A 15,707-nucleotide genomic window follows, 5' to 3' on the forward strand; every position below is an offset into this window, starting at 1 on the left:
CGTCCGGCCCGCACGCGTAGCACCTTTCAGGGGCGCCTTCATGGCGCCCCTTTGTCATTTCCGTGACATCTCGTCTTTTTACAACTTGTTGCCAATGACGCACATTTCGTCACTGGTCTGTCACTTTCAGTCCTTAGCCTTGCTGGGCCTCCGGAAGCACATCTTTCGAATTACCCCTCCAGTCGAGGACTCCCCAATGCAATCCATGCGCCTGACCAGGGTGCTGCTCGCCGTCTGCCTGACGGCCGCGGCACTGTCCGCCTGTGGCGGCAACGACGACTCCGCTTCGGCGCCGTCCAACCCCGCCAATCCGTCCAACCCGTCCCAGCCGGCCGAAAAGCGCTGCGCGCCGTGATCGGTCCCGGATCGTACGCACCGCCCAACTCTCCCTCGTACCTCACAACATGAACTCTCGCCGCAAATTCCTGCAGGCGAGCGCAGGCGCCGCTTTTTCGGCCGCAGCACTCGCCGCCTTTCCGCCCAGCATCCGCCGCGCGCTCGCCATTCCGGCCAGCAACGTCACCGGCACCATCATGGATGTCCAGCACGTGGTTATCCTGATGCAGGAGAACCGTTCCTTCGACCACTACTTCGGCACGCTCAACGGTGTGCGCGGGTTTGGTGACCGGATGACCATTCCGATGCCGAACGGCCGCAAGGTCTGGCAGCAGGAGCGCACCAACGGCACGCTCATCACGCCGTACCACCTCGATGACAGGGCCGGCAACGCGCAGCGCGTATCGGGCACGCCGCACGCCTGGGCGGACAGCCAGCAAGCCTGGGACAACGGCCGCATGTCGCGCTGGCCGGTAGCCAAGACCGATACGTCGATGGGCTACTACAAGGAAAAGGAGATTCCGTTCCAGTTCGCGCTGGCCAACGCCTTCACGATCTGCGACGCCTACCATTGCTCGATGCACACGGGCACCGATGCCAACCGTTCGTTCCACATGACCGGCACCAACGGCGCAATGCCGCAGAACGCGGCCTTCGTGAACAACGAGTGGGATGCCATCAACGGCGTGGCGGCCGATGCCAATATCGGCTACACGTGGAAGACCTACGCAGAACGGCTGGAAGAAGCCGGCGTCAGCTGGATCAGCTACCAGAACATGCCCGACGAATGGGGCGACAACATGCTCGGCGCGTTCCGCACGTTCCGCCAGGCTAACCTCGCCTCGGGCTTTCCGGTTTCCAGCGGCGGCTCGCCAGGCTCGCCGTACACCAACACCGGCCAGGCGCTGCCCTATCACGCGTACAACGCCGCCACCGACAACGCAGCCAACCCGCTCTACAAGGGCGTCGCCAACACCCTGCCGGGCACGGCGCCCGAGCAATACCTCGATGCCTTCCGCCGCGATGCGATGAACGGCACGCTGCCGCAGGTATCGTGGATCAATGCACCGTCGATCTACTGCGAGCACCCGGGGCCGTCCAGCCCGGTGCAGGGGTCGTGGTTCCTGGCCGAGGTTCTGGATGCCCTGACCGCGAATCCCGAGGTATGGAGCAAGACCGTCTTGCTGATCAACTTCGACGAAAACGACGGCTACTTCGACCACGTACCGTCGCCGTCCGCGCCGTCGCTGAACCCCGACAAGAGCTACGCAGGCAAGACCACGCTGAGCGAAGCGGACCTGAAGTCCGAGTACTTCACGCATCCCGCACCGGCCGGCAGCACGAGCCAGCCCGCGCCGGATGGCCGCGTCTACGGGCCGGGACCACGCGTGCCGCTCTACGCGATTTCGCCGTGGAGCCGTGGCGGGTGGGTCAACTCGCAGGTGTTCGACCACACGTCGGTGCTGCGTTTCCTGGAGGCGCGCTTCGGCGTCAAGGAGCCGAACATCAGTCCGTACCGCCGCGCGGTCTGCGGCGACCTGACCTCGGCATTCAACTTCAAGACGCCCAACACCGAGGCACTGCCCGCGTTCAGCGGCCCGTCCACGCGCGCCGAAGCGGACCAGATTCGCGCCGCGCAGCAGGCCCTGCCCGCCGTGCCGGTACCGCGCGACATGCAGCTGCCGTTGCAGGCACCGGGCACGCGGCCATCGCGGGCGCTGCCCTATGAGCTGCATACCAGTGCCCGCTGCTATGCAAGCGGCCAGGTCGAGCTGATCTTCTCGAACACCGGCACGCAGGCAGCCGTGTTCCATGTCTATGACGTCTTCAAGCTCGACCGCGTGCCGCGCCGCTACATGGTGGAAGCCGGCAAGACGCTGGTCGACAGCTGGGACGCCGCGCTCGACAACTTCGGCGGCTACGACCTCTGGATGCTGGGCCCGAACGGCTACCACCGCCATTTCAAGGGAGACCTGAAACGCCTTGGCGCCGCGCAGGCATCGCCCGAGATCCGTGTCTGCTACGACATCGCCAACGGCAATGTCTTTGTGGACCTGATCAACAAGGGCAACCAGCCGTGCACGTTCACGGTAACGCCGATGGCCTATCGCACCGATGGCCCCTGGCAAGCCAATGTCGCCGCCAATGCCACATCGACGCTTGACTGGAAACTGCAGGAAAGCGGCCAGTGGTACGACTTCGCGGTCACCTGCAGCAGCGATCCGTCCTACTACCGCCGCTTTGCCGGGCGGGTGGAAACGGGCCGGCACACGGTCAGCGATCCGGCGATGAGTCAGGTCTGAGCACGGCCGAAAGCCGCCGGCGTTCGCCCCTGGCGGGTGCCGGTGTCGGCCCGGCCCAGCAGCCGGCGCAACTGGGTAGCGGTGTCCTCCGCCGCCGACAACGGCAGCAGTGGCACGCCAATGGCCTTGTGCCAGTCCATCAGCGCCGCGCTGTGGCCATCGGCAAAGCTGCGGACATTGCGCCGCAGCGCTTCCTGCGAGAAGCCAAGCTCCACCTGCAGTTCGCCGTCGCTGACCACGAGCTGGCCCGACGCGGGCAGTTCAAGCAGGAACGGATCGTAGACCAGCACCGAAAGCACGTCATTGCGGCTGCGCAGCGCCAGCATCAGCTCGCGCGTTTGCTCGTCGCCGCCGTCAAAATCGCTGATCACGATGACAAGGTGGTCATGGTGAGCCAACCGCAGCGCACGCTGCAAGGCACCGTTCAGTTGCGCCGCGCCGCGTTGTGCCCGCGCGTCCGCGCGTAGCCGCTGGTTATGCTGCGCGAGGTCGCCCAGCAGGTGCAGCACGCCGTGCCGGCTGCGCTGGGGCGCCAGGCTGGTTTGTTCCGCATCGCCGAAGATCACGCCGCCAACGCGGTCGCCGTCCGCCAGCACACGCCACGCGGCCAGCGCCGCGGCCTCGGCGGCCGTCACCGATTTCATCGCCCGGCGGCTGCCAAAGAACATGTTCATGCGCTGATCCACCACCAGCAGCACCGGCCGCTCCTTTTCCTCCGCATAGATGCGGACATGCGGCTTGCCGGTGCGCGCGGTCACGCGCCAGTCCATCGTCCGGACATCGTCGCCAGGCAGGTAAAGGCGGAGTTCCTCGAAAGCGAGGCCCCGGCCATGCACGCGCGAACCGTGACGGCCCGACAGCAGGCTATGAACCGGTTGCCGGCTGCGGAAATGAAAGTCGCGCACGCTGGCCTCCAGCATCGCCAGCGCGGCAAGGTCCACGCTGACGCCCGCCGTCGCCCCCGACGCGGCCGGTGAGGAGCCGGGCTGGACACGCGCACGCGCCGCACTGTCCTGTTTCATGGCACCGTTTCCGTGTCAGGCCACCGCCACGCGCTGTAACAACCGGTCGATCACCACATCGGCGGCCACGGCGGCGGCATGCGCTTCATACGAGAGAATCAGCCGGTGGCGGAATACGTCGTGCACCACGGCTTGCACGTCCTCGGGCGTGACGTGGTCGCGCCCGCGCAGCCAGGCGATGGCACGCGCCACCTTGTCCAGCCCGATGGACCCGCGCGGACTGACACCCACTTGAATCCACTTCCGCAGGTCGTCGTCAAAGCGCCCCGCTTCACGGGTAGCCTGCACCAGCGTCACGATATAGCGCTCGACCGGCTCACTGACCGCGATGGCGTGGATCGCTTCGCGCGCGGCGAAGATGGCCTCCGGCGCCAATCGCGCCTGACCGCCCTGTCCGTTGGCCTGCTGGCTCGCGTCTGCTTCCTCGGATCGTGCAAGGCGGATGATTTGCGCTTCGGCATCGGCCTGCGGGTATCCGACGCTCACATGCATCAGAAAGCGGTCCATCTGCGCTTCGGGCAACGGGTAGGTGCCCTCCTGCTCGATGGGATTCTGCGTGGCCATCACCAGGAACAGGCGGTCCAGACGATGGGTATGGCCGCCCACCGTCACCTGCCGTTCCTCCATCGCTTCCAGCAGCGCGGCCTGCACCTTGGCCGGTGAGCGGTTCACTTCGTCCGCCAGTACCAGATTGGCGAACAGCGGTCCCGGCTGGAAGCGGAACTCGCCCTTGCCGCCATCCGTCACGTAGATATCGGAGCCGGTGATGTCGGCGGGCAGCAGGTCTGGTGTGAACTGCACGCGCGACAGACGCGCGTCGAGATGTTTCGCCAGACTCTTGATCGCGCGTGTCTTGGCAAGTCCGGGCAGCCCTTCCACCAGCAGATGGCCATCGGCGAGCAACCCAAGCAGCAGACGTTCGATCATCCGGTCCTGGCCGACGATCGACTCGGTCATGCGCGCTTGCAGCGCCAGGATGTCTTCGCGCGCGCTCATCCCATTTCTCCTGTTCAGTGAGCCGGACGACCGCCGGTAAACCAGCTGTAGTAGGGATTGTCGGGGTCGGCTTGCATGACCGTCGTGATGTCGCGCAGCCATTGGTCCCGGTCTCCGCGATAGGCGTCCAGCCCGGCGGCGTAGAACGTATGCAGCGTGGCGCGTTCGCGCCGGATGTCCTGGTACAGCGCGTCGCTGGCGCCGGTCAGCGGCGGATCGGCCGACAGGTCGAGCAGTTCGCGCACCACGGGCGGAAAGTCCTGGCGCCGCACCCAGCTCGTGTATTCGATCCGGGGACGGTCGTCTGTCACGGCCGGGGCATCGCCGGCAACCCAGTCCAGCCCGGCGCGGTCAGTGACGTAGGTGGCCAGCAGTGCCGCCGGCGACGCCACGCCGACATCGCGCAACGCCGCCGCGACCGTCGGCTGCGCAAAACGGTCGGCGATGCGAGCGGCATCGAGCGGCATCGGCTCCATCGAACCTACCAGCAGCATCTCGTGCAGTTCCGTGGTCCACAGCGTGGCATGCGGGAATACGTCGAGAAAGCTGCGCACCAGCGAGCGGGTGTCGTCCCGGTTCTGCGTCGGCAGCGGCAGCCATTGGGCCACGATACCGCCGGGCTGCAGGCGGGCGGCGGCCAGCCGGTAGAACTCGCGCGAATAGAGGTTGACGACGCCGCTGGCCGATGGCGGCGGCGGTTCCAGCGTAATCAGGTCGTAGCGTTGCCCGCTCTGCAGCAGTTCCCGCCGGCCGTCGCGCAGACGAATGTCCAGCCGCGTATCGCGGCCCGCATCGAAATTGCCGTGAAACAAGGGGACGGCACGCACCACGGCCGGCAGAAGCTCCGCGACCACACGGCGATCCAGCCCCGGATACTGCAGCGTCGCGCCTGCCGTAATGCCCGTGCCCAGGCCGATCACCAGCGATGCGCGCGGCGTTCCGTTATGCACGATCAGCGGCAATAGCGCTTGCAGCCGCATATAGCGCAGCGAAGTCATCGTGTCGCCCGAGTTCGACACGCCCTGGATATAGAGTCGGAGGAAGCGCTGCGCGGCCTTGCCCTGCTCCACCACCGCCACGGTCGCACCGCGGCTTTCCTCGTAGAACGCCAGCGTTCCGCCCCGCGTCTTGGCCAGCAATGCCGCCATGCGGTCGGCCGGTGTGGCCACGGCAAGGATCACCGTGATAACGGCCAGCAATGGGATAGCCAGGCGCGCGCGACGCTGCACGCCATCGCCAAACGCCACGGCCAGCATCGCCACCGCGCCGCTTGCGGTGGCCAGCACGCCGAGCGTATGAATCACGCCGAGCGATGGCACCAGCACGACGCCGGTCAGTACGGAACCCGCAATACCGCCCAGCGTGTTCACGGCCAGCACCGCTCCCACGCCCGTGCCAGCGCGTGCCGGATCGACGGAGAGCCGCACCACGAACGGAAATGCCGCGCCCAGCAGCAGCGTCGGCACGAACACCACAACCAGCGCCGCCACCGCGAAACTCGCGCACGTGGCCGCCAGCAGATTTCCCGTCGCTCCTAGCACACGTTGCGAAACCAGCTGCTGCGCGGCGGGCAGCCATTCTCCCAGCCACGCGAACTCCGCCAGCGCCACCAGTCCGGCCCCGACGATCAGCAGCGCGAAGACGCCCCACGGGTCCCTCGCGCGGTCGACGCGCTTCGCCACGAGAATGCTACCGATCATCAGGCCGGCGAGGTACGTGGCCAGCATCACCGCAAACGCAAACGCACGGGTGCTCAGGAATTGCACGATGGCCTGCGACCAAACCACCTCGTAGCCCAGCGCAATCGCGCCCGCCAATGCATACAGGCCAAGCGCAAGCACACGTTGTCCGGAAGTTCGCGCAGCGGCGGCCGGCGCGGCTGGCGCCTCGGCCTGCGCCGCCATATCGCGGCCGAACCACCATGCCCCGATCGCCGCAAGCCCGTTGAATGCGGCCGCAGCAAACGCGCTGCCCGTCACGCCCAGCAGCGGGATCGACACGAACGCGGCCAGCAGCGTGCCGGCTATCGCGCCGGCCGTATTCGCGGCGTAGAGCCGTCCGCCGGGACCACCCACCGATGCGCCGCCACTTCGGACGGCACGCATCAGCGCCGGCAACGTGCCACCCATCGCAATCGCCGGCAGCGCGACCAGCATCAGCGGCAAGGCCCATGCGGCGCCACCGATACGCGCTTCGAGCCACGCAAATGGCGCGGCGGCGTGGGAAAGCGCCAGCGTGGCGCCAATCCCGAGCACGGCGATCGCGCATTCGAGCCAGACGTAGAGCCGCCATGCAGAGCCCACGCGGTCGGCGAGACGGCCTATCGCCCAGCCTCCCAACGCCAGCCCGCCAAAGAATGCACTGACGCCGATGGTGACCGCATGCACGTCCACGCCCACCACCAACGACAACTGCTTGATCCAGAGAACCTGATAGACGAGTCCGGCGACCCCGGACAGACATAACAATGCCGCGGCCTGCCAGAGGCCGCGGCATACCTGGGCATCCGCACCCGCCTGGGCGGGAACGGATGCCGATGGCTGGCGTGCCGCGCGCTGGCGCTTCACGCCCGGCTCCAGCTTGCGATGGGCCGCCGTCACTTCTTCTGCTGGCCCTGTTGCTGCTTGGCGAGCTGGTCGGCCACCTGCCGCTTGATCTTCTCGCTGGCCTGATCGATCGTGAAGCTGGCCGGAATCTGGCTCGGCGGGAAGTCCACGAACGTCTGCAGGAAGTTGATCGCCCGGCGGTTACCCTCGATGAACACGTACGGGTTTTCCGTTTCAAGCTGGTGGTACTGATTGGTCGGCCCGGTGTCCGCCCGCTCGTATGGGTCCATTCGCAAGTTGAAGTATTTCGGTGCGCGCAGGCAGGTGAACGGTTCCTTCCACACCTCGATGCCTCCCTTCGCCCTTTGCTCGCAGAACACAATCTTCCATGCCGTGGGCACGGTCGCCCCCGTCGTCAGCACGTCGTAGCGCATCGCCACCAGCTCGGCATCGTCATTGAAGTAGTAGAACTCGTTGCGCGCACTCTTATCGGTCTGCCCTGTCAGCATTGGCAACTGGTTGTAGCCGTCCAGGTGGACCTTGGCACTCTTGCCGCCGAGGCTCGTCCCCTTCACCAGGCGGTCCTTGATGTCGCCATCCCCAGCTGCGGCGAGCAGCGTCGGGAACCAGTCCAGCCCCGACATCAACCCGTTAGTCATCGACCCCGGCTGGATGTGGCCAGGCCAGCGCACCATAGCCGGCACACGGAACGCACCTTCCCAGTTGGAATCCTTCTCGCTGCGGAACGGCGTATTCGCGGAGTCGGGCCAGCTGAAGAAGTTCGGGCCGTTGTCGGTGGTGAAGATCACGATCGTGTTGTTCGTGATGCCCGTGTCGTCCAGCACCTTGAGCAGCTTGCCGACGTTCTGGTCCATCTCCCACATGCCGTCCGCATACTCATGGCCCGCGCCAAGGCCGGCCTTGCCGCGATACTCGGGACGCACGTGCGTGAAAAGATGCATGCGCGTGAAGTTCATCCAGACGAAGAACGGCTGCTTCCCCTGCGCCTGCTTCTGGATGTAGTTCACCGCCGCGCCGGTCGTTTCATCGTCGATCGTTTCCATGCGCTTGCGGTTCAGCGGCCCGGTGTCCTCGATCTTGCCGTCGGCGGTGCTGTGCAGCACGCCACGCGGGTTGTAGAACTTCAGGAAGTCGGGATTGTCTTTCGGCCAGTACGGACGCTCCGGTTCTTCCTCGGCGTTCAGGTGGTACAGGTTGCCGAAGAACTCGTCAAAGCCGTGCTTGGTCGGCAGGAAACGGTCCTGGTCGCCAAGGTGGTTCTTGCCGAACTGCGCCGTCGAATAGCCCAGCGGCTTCAATGCCTGCGCAATCGTGATGTCGCGGTCCTGCAGGCCGACCGGCGCGCCCGGCAGGCCGACCTTCGACAAGCCGGTACGGAACACGGACTGCCCTGTGATGAACGTGGACCGGCCCGCCGTGCAGCTGTTCTCGGCGTAGTAGTCGGTCATCATCATGCCTTCGCGGGCAATGCGGTCGATGTTCGGCGTCTTGTAGCCCACCACGCCGTGGCTGAACGCGCTGACGTTGCCAAGGCCCACGTCGTCGCCAAAGATCACGAGGATGTTCGGTTTGCCGCCCTGCGAGCCTGCCGGGGCGGCGGCCACCGGCGAGGCGCCCCCGGCATCGGGTGCGGATGCCACTGGTGCCGGCGTAACCGGCGTGGTTGCAACCGGCGGCGCGGCCGGTGCCTGTGCAGCCGGTGGGGAGGCAGCCGAAGGAGCCGCCTTGTTCTCGTCGGCCTTCTTGCAACCGGCCACCAGCAGCGTGGCGACGATTGCCGCGCTGACGGCCAGCCTGGTCAGCCGCGCATCTGTATCAGGTCTCATCGTAAGCTCCGTTGTTGTGCTTCAGGGCGTTGCGGAGGTTCAGGGTTGTGTTGACGGATATATCCGCGCCCAGTCCTGCTTCATGCTGATGACGGTCCAACCGCGCGTTAGCGCTTCATCGAGCGCCTTGTCCAGCTTGCCGATGCCTGACTTGCGGTCATATGCGAATTCGCGTTCCGCGTCGTCGTGATGCACGAGCACGGCCAATCGCTGACCGGTGCCGGCCATCGTGTACTGCAGCATCTGCAGGTCGCCATCGGAATTGCCCACGGCCAGGATGGGCCGCCTGCCAATCTGCCGATAGATGCCGACTGGTTTTCCGGGGCCGTCATTGATGAATTCGAGCTTGGGGCCACGCACCAGCGTCGGTTGCCCGTTGCGCACCTCATAGGTGACGGTCTGCGTGGAGCCGACCACCTGCTCGGGCGGGATGCCGTAGACGCGCTCCGCCCACGGACGCATGAATTCGATCGTGCCGCCGGACACGATGAACGTCTTGAATCCGTTCGCGCGCAGGTAGCTCAGCAGTTCCAGCTGTGGCTGGTACACCAGATCCGTATAGCGGCGGTTGAATTTGGGATGCCGCGCGCTGTCCAGCCACGCGCGGATCGTGCGGTCGTATTCATCCACCGTCATGCCTGCGTTAGCCGTGGCGATCAGCGGCAGCAGGCGTTTTTCCTCGCGCATCAGCGCCGCCATATCGTTGGCCATCAACGCCTTGAATGCAGGGTTGTTCTTCCATTCGGGATGCTGCGGCGCCACGGCCCGCACTTGGTCCAGCAGGAAGAAGAACTGAAAATACAGCGGCTGCTCGCTCCACAGCGTGCCATCGTTGTCGAACACGGCGATGCGCTCCGCTGGCGGCACGTACTCGGGCGTACCCTGGCGGGTGACCGCCTCCACGAAGCGGACGATCGTCTGCCGCGCCGCGCCGTCGCGCCACGATGGCAACGCGGTGGCAGCGCTGGCCGTGCCAGCCGGCTGCGTGGCCGCGGCCGTATCGGTGCCGGGCGCCGACGCACAGCCGCCCAACGCCGCCAGCAATGACGCCAGTAGGGCCAGGCGCGACAACGCATGGTGCAGACGCCGGTCAGTTCCTGCCGTGACGAATCCCTTCACGCAACTCTCCCTCGTCGTTGAATGGCGCCGGCTTATTGTCTTGATGCGACCGCCGGCTGCCTGCGCATATCGGCCCAGGTGCCGTCATCCATGACCAGCCGGAAGCCAAGATGCGACATGCTCGTGTACGGATCGGTCCCGCGCCGCGCGCTGGGGCGGTAGCTCAGGCAGAAGTCCTCGTTGCACAGGAACGAGCCGCCGCGCGTCACGCGCTTGGGCGCCGATACGGGCACGCCCGGCTCGGTCGGGTCCCAGGAGTCCGCTGGCCCGGCGGGGTTCTGTAGCACTGCCGCGGTGGTTCGTGCCTCGCGCCGGAACTGGTCCGCGCGATACCAGTCGGCAACCCATTGCCAGGCGTTGCCGGTCATGTCGTACAGGCCATAGCCATTCGCGGGAAACGTGCCGACGGGGCTGGTGCCCGCCGCGCCGCCCGCCTTGGCGCTGACCACCGGAAACGGCTGCACCTGCTGGCCTTGCCAGACATTGGCCATCTGGCGGCCATCGGGTGCAAACTTGTCGCCCCAGGTGTAGGTGGCCTGCTCCAGGCCACCGCGCGCCGCAAACTCCCATTCGGCCTCGGTGGGCAGCCGCTTGCCGACCCAGCGCGCGTACGCCTGCACGTCTTCGTACGAGACCTGCACCACGGGATGGTTGTCCTTGCCTTCGATATTGCTGCCGGGGCCGTCCGGGTGCTTCCAGTCTGCACCGGGCACAAAACGCCACCAGCGCCAGTATTCGCGCAGCGGCACCGGGCTACGGGTGCCGACGAACACCATCGCCCCGGCAACCATCGCGCTGTCGGGCGGCCGTGGCGTACCCGGCGGCAACTGGACCTTCATGGTTTCCCAGTCCGGCGCGCGCTCGGCAGTGGTCACATAGCCGGTCGCCTCTGTGAACTTGCGGAACTCGGCGTTGGTGACATGGTGCTGGTCCATCCAGAAGCCTTTGACCTGCACCTTGTGCGCCGGCCGTTCATTGGCTTGCGCCATCTTGTGGTCGCTGCCCATCTGGAATTCGCCGCCTGGCACATGGACCATGCCGCGCGGACCACTCACGCCATCGCCCGGCCGGACGGCGGCCCCTGCGGCCGCACGGCCAGCGCTCGCGGTGTACCAGTACGACGCGCCCGCACCCGCAACGGCCATGCCCAGCACCAGGACCATCAGCCATGCGTTGCGGCGCCAGGCTGGCGCTGCTGTGGCCAAGGCCCCGCGCGGTCGCTTGTGTTCCATCGGCACTCCCTCCAAGGTACGGCGCCATCACCTGATCCGGCCATCCAAGTATGGGTGGGCGTCCGGCAAGAACGGAATGCAAAATTTTGGTTTTTGATCTGAATGATTTTGTCGCCGATGTCGCCTACGGATTCAGCGGCGGCAGCGGCTCGCCAGCCTGCCGCTTCTTCGCGGCATGCGCCGCATGCCAGCGCGGACGCCATCCGCCGAGCCAGCGATACGCCGCATAGCCGACCACCAGTGCCAACGCGGCCAGCGCGGCGGCGGTGCGCGTATCGAGCCAGTCCGGCAGCCCCGGCGAACCACCGGTCGGCGCTAGGCCGATGCCGGGCGCGGCGCGTCCGACATCGACGGTCACGGCCGGAAGCGTCGACTGCGCGCGCTTGCCGGTGGCCGGGTCATACCAGGACACCGAAACCGCCGGGAGTGTGTAGCGGCCGCCGCTTTCGAACACGTAGGTCACGGTTTCCACACGCCTGCCGCCGGTGGCGCCCGCCGGTTCATCGCCAGTCGCGGCCACGCCGTCGCGCAGCACCGGATCGGCGTGGAACTGGCGCACGCCACGTGGCGCCTTCAGCACGGGCGGCTCAAGCATCATGGCCGGTGTGCCGGGCGCAAACATCGTGATGGTTCGCACGAGCGCATCCCCCGCGCGAAGATGGGCCTCCTTGCCGCTGATGGGCTGGTCGAAGGCTTGCCCGATATGGATGCGCGCCGCTGGCAGTGTCGGCGCGCCGGCATCCGCCTGCGCGGGTGTGCGTTGCTGCCCGGCGGCATGGATCGTGGTGGCCGGCAGGATCACGCTGGCGTCGTGGGGCTTGCCGTCTACACCGGAATAGGTGAAGTGGATGTCCGGCGTCGGCAGCACGAAATCGCCGCCTGTCTGCGGGGTGAACACGTAGGTCTTGCGGATGCCCGCGTAACTGGTGCCGTCGATGGTTTCGGTCGAATTGACGCCGCGTTCGTCTGGCATCGTGATCACCGCGCCCGGCACCTGCAGCGCCGGAAACGCAGGTGCCGACAGGAAGAAATTCGGCGCCAGGATCGTCACCTCGACCTGCACGGACTGCCCGGCGACCACGGGCTGCTGCCCCACGATCCTGACGCGCACCGTGGGGTCCGCGGCCTGCGCCGTGGCCGTCAGCCAGAGCAACAACCAGACCAGCCACCGCGCGATCATGGCCTGGCCTGCAGCGCGAACTTGCGCGCCAGCAGTTCCGTGGGAGAGGTCTGGATCGCGCGCATCCACATATCGGCGTTCTGCTGCACCAGGCCCTGCTGCATCTTGTCACCGCCCGGAGGCGGTGGCGGCTTGCCCGCATCCAGCTCGATCTTGTCGGGCTTCAGATCGGGGGGTTCCTCGTCCCCCTTGTCCTGCTGTTTCTGGCGCTCGATGCGCTGCGTCATCAACGCCAGATTGCGTTGCGCGGGCTCCCATCCCGGGCGCTGCTGCAACACCAGACGGTAACGGGCGGCGGCCTCCTGATATTTCTGCTGCTGCGCAAGCGCGTTGCCCAGGTTGAACTGCGCATCGACCGTGCTGATCTGCTCGAAGGCGCGCACCGCATCCTCGAACCTGCCCGCGCGGTAGAGCGCGACGCCGCGCCACATCGGATCGTCGAACAGCGCTGCAGCCGCCGTGTAGTCGCCGCGCTCGAAGGCCCGGCGCCCCTGCTGGTCGTGCGTGAGCCAGAGATCGATGAAGTGCCAGCCGCGTGGCGCGGGGCTGCCCTGCGCGCGGACATCGGCCGGGGGCGCGAGCATCGGCACCACCAACGCCAGGGCGGCCAGCCAGCGGATCGACCAACCCTTGCGGAACCAAAGCAATGTGAGCACGGCGATGGGAATCGTCAGCGGCCAGCCCGCATCGTGCCAGCGCAGGGTGTCTTGCGCGCTGGCCTGCTCCACATGCGACTGGATATGACGCTGCACCCAGGCCACGTCCTCGTCGCTATCGGTCGTCAGCGTTGCCACGGGAATGCCCGCGTCGCGCAGCCGATGCAGCGCCGCCGCGTCAAGCCCGGGGGCCGCGCCGTCGCCCGACTTCAACGGGCCGCCTGCCGCCGTGCCAATCGCCAGCACCACGACCTGCGTACGCTTGTCGCGCTTCTGCAAGGCTTGCGCTGCCGTGGCCTCGACGCCATCGGTCAGCAGCAGGATCGTGCCGGGCACCGGCTCCTTCGACAGCGCTGCGTCGATGGTGCCGACGGCACGCGCGGTGTCTTTGCCGGGCACGGGCATGATGGCGGTTTGCAGCGCGTCCACGAAGGTCTGCAGCAGGCTCGCGTCGTCGGTCAGCGGCAGCACCAGATGCGTGGAACCGGCGTAGGCATAAAGCGCGGTACGTCCGCCGTCACGATGCGCGAGCAACGCCTTCACCTTGAGCTTGGCCCGCTCAAGCCGCGTCGGCGTGATGTCGATGGCATTCATCTCCGGCGTCAGGTCGACCGCTATCGCCAGCGGCGCCTTGTCCGAGAGGAACGGTGGCCGCTCGCGCTCCCAGGTTGGGCCCGCGAGCGCGATGGCACCCAACGCCAATGCCAGCGCGGTCAGGTGCACGGGGCGCGCCGCGCGCCGTTGATCGCCGTTCACGACCAGCGCATCGAGCAGGTGCGGTGCGATGGTTCCACGCCAGCGCCGCCGCATATCGCTTTGCCGGCCCACCGCCCACGGCAGCCAGACGGCGGCAATCAGCACCAGCAGCCACCACGGCCGCAGGAAGTGGAACTGGCCAAGCGTATGCAGCCATTCGCTCATGCCGCCGGCTCCTTGCGGATGGCGGGTGCGCGTGTCGCCGAACGCGCATAGCCTGCCATCGCCAGTTGATACGCCACCACCAGCAGCACGGCAGCGCCCAGCGGCCACATGAACAGTTCACGGCGCGGCCGCCAGCTCAACGTTTTTTCCTTGTGCGGCGTCACGCGATCCAGCGTGGCGTAGATCGACGCCAGCGCGGTCTGGTCCGCGCCGAAGAAGTAGCGCCCGCCCGTGGTGGAGGCAATGCGCTTCAGCGTTTCCAGATCCACCTTCTGCTCGCCCGTGGCCGCCGGGTCGCCAATTCCCACGGTGTGCACCACCACGCCACGGGCCTTGGCAATATCGGCCGCCTGGGCCGGAGGCATGCGGCTGGCCGTGTCATTGCCATCGGTCAGCAGGATCAGCACTTTTTCGGCGGCGTGGCTGTTGTCGAACATCTTGATACCCAGGCCGATGGCGTCGCCGAGCGACGTGCTGGCGCCGGCCATGCCCGGCACCATGTCATCGATCAGCGTGCGCACCAGCGCGTGGTCGAGCGTAAACGGCGCCAGCGGATACGGCGCGTCGCCAAATACGATCAGGCCGATGCGATCTCCGGGCCGGTGTGCCACGAAGTCGCTGACCACCTGCCGCACGGCCTGCACGCGCGCTTCCACTACACCGGCCGGATTCCGGAAGTCGCGGGTATCCATCGACTGCGACAGGTCGAGCGCCAGCAGCAGGTCGCGCACTGGCTCGGTCTTGTAGATGGGCGGTTCCAGGAACTGCGGCCGGGCCAGTGCCGCGACGACCAGTGCCCATGCCAATGGCGCCAGCAAGTGCTGTGCGAGGTTGCGCCGGGGCACGTGAGCGCCGGCGGACGGCTGCAATCCCGCGGCGCTCGCCACTTCGCCAAAGAACGGCAGACGTACCGACGCACTGCTTTCCCGATACGGCGGCAGGCGCCACCACACCAACAGGGGCAGCGGCAACAGCGCGAAAAGCCACGGATAGGCGAACGCGATCATGGTTGCGGCGCCTGATGTCCGGCAATCCAGCGGCGGCAGGCCGTGGCGGTATCGGTTGCCTGCTGTGCCGGCCAATGCGCCAGCGCGGCGCGATCCAGATACTCGGTCTCGACCAGAACGGCCAGCGGCGGCACGGCGTCCGTGGCCTTGCCGGCGTGGGTCCGCAGGAAATCGCGCCAGGTGGTCCCCGACAAGCCGGCCACCGTTTCGCGCGGCCAGGCCGCCAACGCCGTGCGCTTGAGCAGTTCCGCCACCAGCAGCAGCGCATGGGCACGCGCCTGGCCATCGGCATTCAGCGCGGGCTGCAGGCGCGCAAGTTCCCGCAGCGCGGCGCGGCGATAACGATTTGCGCGCCAGTGACGCCACGTTCGCCAGCCCAGCCAGAGCAGCGCACCGAGCATGCCAACGCCGAGCACCAGCCAGCCGGGCGTTTGAGGTAACCAGGATGGCGGAAGCGGCGTGACGATATCGGCCAGATCGGTCACCGTGTGTACCCTCCCCTCAGGCATGCCGGACCGCCGGCATGCGGGCAGGTTACGCCC

12 protein-coding genes are annotated in these 15,707 nt (G+C 67.0%); 2 read left to right on the forward strand and 10 right to left on the reverse strand.

The genetic code is table 11. The annotated features are described in order from the left end of the window. The first annotated feature begins 196 nt into the window (after positions 1-196). Positions 197-355: a hypothetical protein gene (locus tag AC3FLX_RS26860; RefSeq protein WP_488700384.1), complete on the forward strand. Its 159-nt coding sequence runs from the start codon at positions 197-199 to the stop codon at positions 353-355. A 49-nt stretch (positions 356-404) separates the two neighbouring features. Next, the gene (locus tag AC3FLX_RS26865) at positions 405-2,639 is read left to right on the forward strand and encodes a phosphocholine-specific phospholipase C (RefSeq protein ID WP_488700385.1); all 2,235 of its coding nucleotides are present in this window, start codon (positions 405-407) and stop codon (positions 2,637-2,639) included. Here AC3FLX_RS26865 and AC3FLX_RS26870 read toward each other — a convergent pair. The 10 genes from AC3FLX_RS26870 to AC3FLX_RS26915 form a co-directional block, all read right to left on the reverse strand. Continuing rightward, entirely contained in the window at positions 2,630-3,661 is a 1,032-nt protein-coding gene (locus AC3FLX_RS26870; RefSeq protein ID WP_488700386.1) for a DUF58 domain-containing protein, read from the reverse strand. The genes AC3FLX_RS26865 and AC3FLX_RS26870 overlap by 10 nt on opposite strands. 15 nt (positions 3,662-3,676) lie before the next feature. Further along, on the reverse strand, positions 3,677-4,657 hold the full coding sequence (locus AC3FLX_RS26875) for an AAA family ATPase (RefSeq protein WP_488700387.1): 981 nt from the start codon (positions 4,655-4,657) through the stop codon (positions 3,677-3,679). Between the two features lie 14 nt (positions 4,658-4,671). Next, positions 4,672-7,257: a spermidine synthase gene (locus AC3FLX_RS26880; protein ID WP_488700388.1), complete on the reverse strand. Its 2,586-nt coding sequence runs from the start codon at positions 7,255-7,257 to the stop codon at positions 4,672-4,674. Further along, positions 7,254-9,050 carry an arylsulfatase gene (locus AC3FLX_RS26885; protein WP_488700389.1) on the reverse strand — a complete coding sequence of 599 codons (1,797 nt, stop codon included), beginning with the start codon at positions 9,048-9,050 and terminating at the stop codon, positions 7,254-7,256. Before AC3FLX_RS26885 ends, AC3FLX_RS26880 begins: the two co-directional genes overlap by 4 nt. 39 nt (positions 9,051-9,089) lie before the next feature. Further along, entirely contained in the window at positions 9,090-10,133 is a 1,044-nt protein-coding gene (locus AC3FLX_RS26890) for an HAD family hydrolase (protein WP_488700411.1), read from the reverse strand. A 68-nt stretch (positions 10,134-10,201) separates the two neighbouring features. Beyond that, positions 10,202-11,401 (reverse strand): formylglycine-generating enzyme family protein, encoded by a 1,200-nt coding sequence (locus AC3FLX_RS26895; RefSeq protein WP_488700390.1) that lies wholly within the window; start codon positions 11,399-11,401, stop codon positions 10,202-10,204. Positions 11,402-11,525: 124 nt separating this feature from the next. After that, a complete protein-coding gene (locus tag AC3FLX_RS26900) occupies positions 11,526-12,581 on the reverse strand; it encodes a BatD family protein (RefSeq protein ID WP_488700391.1) in 1,056 nt (351 codons plus the stop codon). Next, positions 12,578-14,158, reverse strand: coding sequence for a VWA domain-containing protein (locus AC3FLX_RS26905; protein ID WP_488700392.1), 1,581 nt, complete (start codon positions 14,156-14,158; stop codon positions 12,578-12,580). The genes AC3FLX_RS26900 and AC3FLX_RS26905 overlap by 4 nt, the downstream gene beginning before the upstream one ends. Continuing rightward, complete coding sequence (locus AC3FLX_RS26910; protein WP_488700393.1) at positions 14,155-15,165, reverse strand: vWA domain-containing protein; 1,011 nt, start codon at positions 15,163-15,165, stop codon at positions 14,155-14,157. The genes AC3FLX_RS26905 and AC3FLX_RS26910 overlap by 4 nt, the downstream gene beginning before the upstream one ends. Continuing rightward, the gene (locus AC3FLX_RS26915; RefSeq protein ID WP_488700394.1) at positions 15,162-15,674 is read right to left on the reverse strand and encodes a DUF4381 domain-containing protein; all 513 of its coding nucleotides are present in this window, start codon (positions 15,672-15,674) and stop codon (positions 15,162-15,164) included. Before AC3FLX_RS26915 ends, AC3FLX_RS26910 begins: the two co-directional genes overlap by 4 nt. Positions 15,675-15,707: the final 33 nt, after the last annotated feature.

It is taken from the genome of Cupriavidus sp. 291-E7 (assembly GCF_057798835.1).

Excerpts from the sequence above, each read along its gene's own strand:
- AC3FLX_RS26860 (WP_488700384.1), top strand. The coding sequence starts at position 197 with ATGCAATCCATGCGCCTGACCAGGGTGCTGCTCGCCGTCTGCCTGACG.
- AC3FLX_RS26865 (WP_488700385.1), top strand. The coding sequence starts at position 405 with ATGAACTCTCGCCGCAAATTCCTGCAGGCGAGCGCAGGCGCCGCTTTT.
- AC3FLX_RS26870 (WP_488700386.1), bottom strand. The coding sequence starts at position 3,661 with ATGAAACAGGACAGTGCGGCGCGTGCGCGTGTCCAGCCCGGCTCCTCA.
- AC3FLX_RS26875 (WP_488700387.1), bottom strand. The coding sequence starts at position 4,657 with ATGAGCGCGCGCGAAGACATCCTGGCGCTGCAAGCGCGCATGACCGAG.
- AC3FLX_RS26885 (WP_488700389.1), bottom strand. The coding sequence starts at position 9,050 with ATGAGACCTGATACAGATGCGCGGCTGACCAGGCTGGCCGTCAGCGCG.
- AC3FLX_RS26895 (WP_488700390.1), bottom strand. The coding sequence starts at position 11,401 with ATGGAACACAAGCGACCGCGCGGGGCCTTGGCCACAGCAGCGCCAGCC.
- AC3FLX_RS26900 (WP_488700391.1), bottom strand. The coding sequence starts at position 12,581 with ATGATCGCGCGGTGGCTGGTCTGGTTGTTGCTCTGGCTGACGGCCACG.
- AC3FLX_RS26905 (WP_488700392.1), bottom strand. The coding sequence starts at position 14,158 with ATGAGCGAATGGCTGCATACGCTTGGCCAGTTCCACTTCCTGCGGCCG.
- AC3FLX_RS26910 (WP_488700393.1), bottom strand. The coding sequence starts at position 15,165 with ATGATCGCGTTCGCCTATCCGTGGCTTTTCGCGCTGTTGCCGCTGCCC.
- AC3FLX_RS26915 (WP_488700394.1), bottom strand. The coding sequence starts at position 15,674 with ATGCCTGAGGGGAGGGTACACACGGTGACCGATCTGGCCGATATCGTC.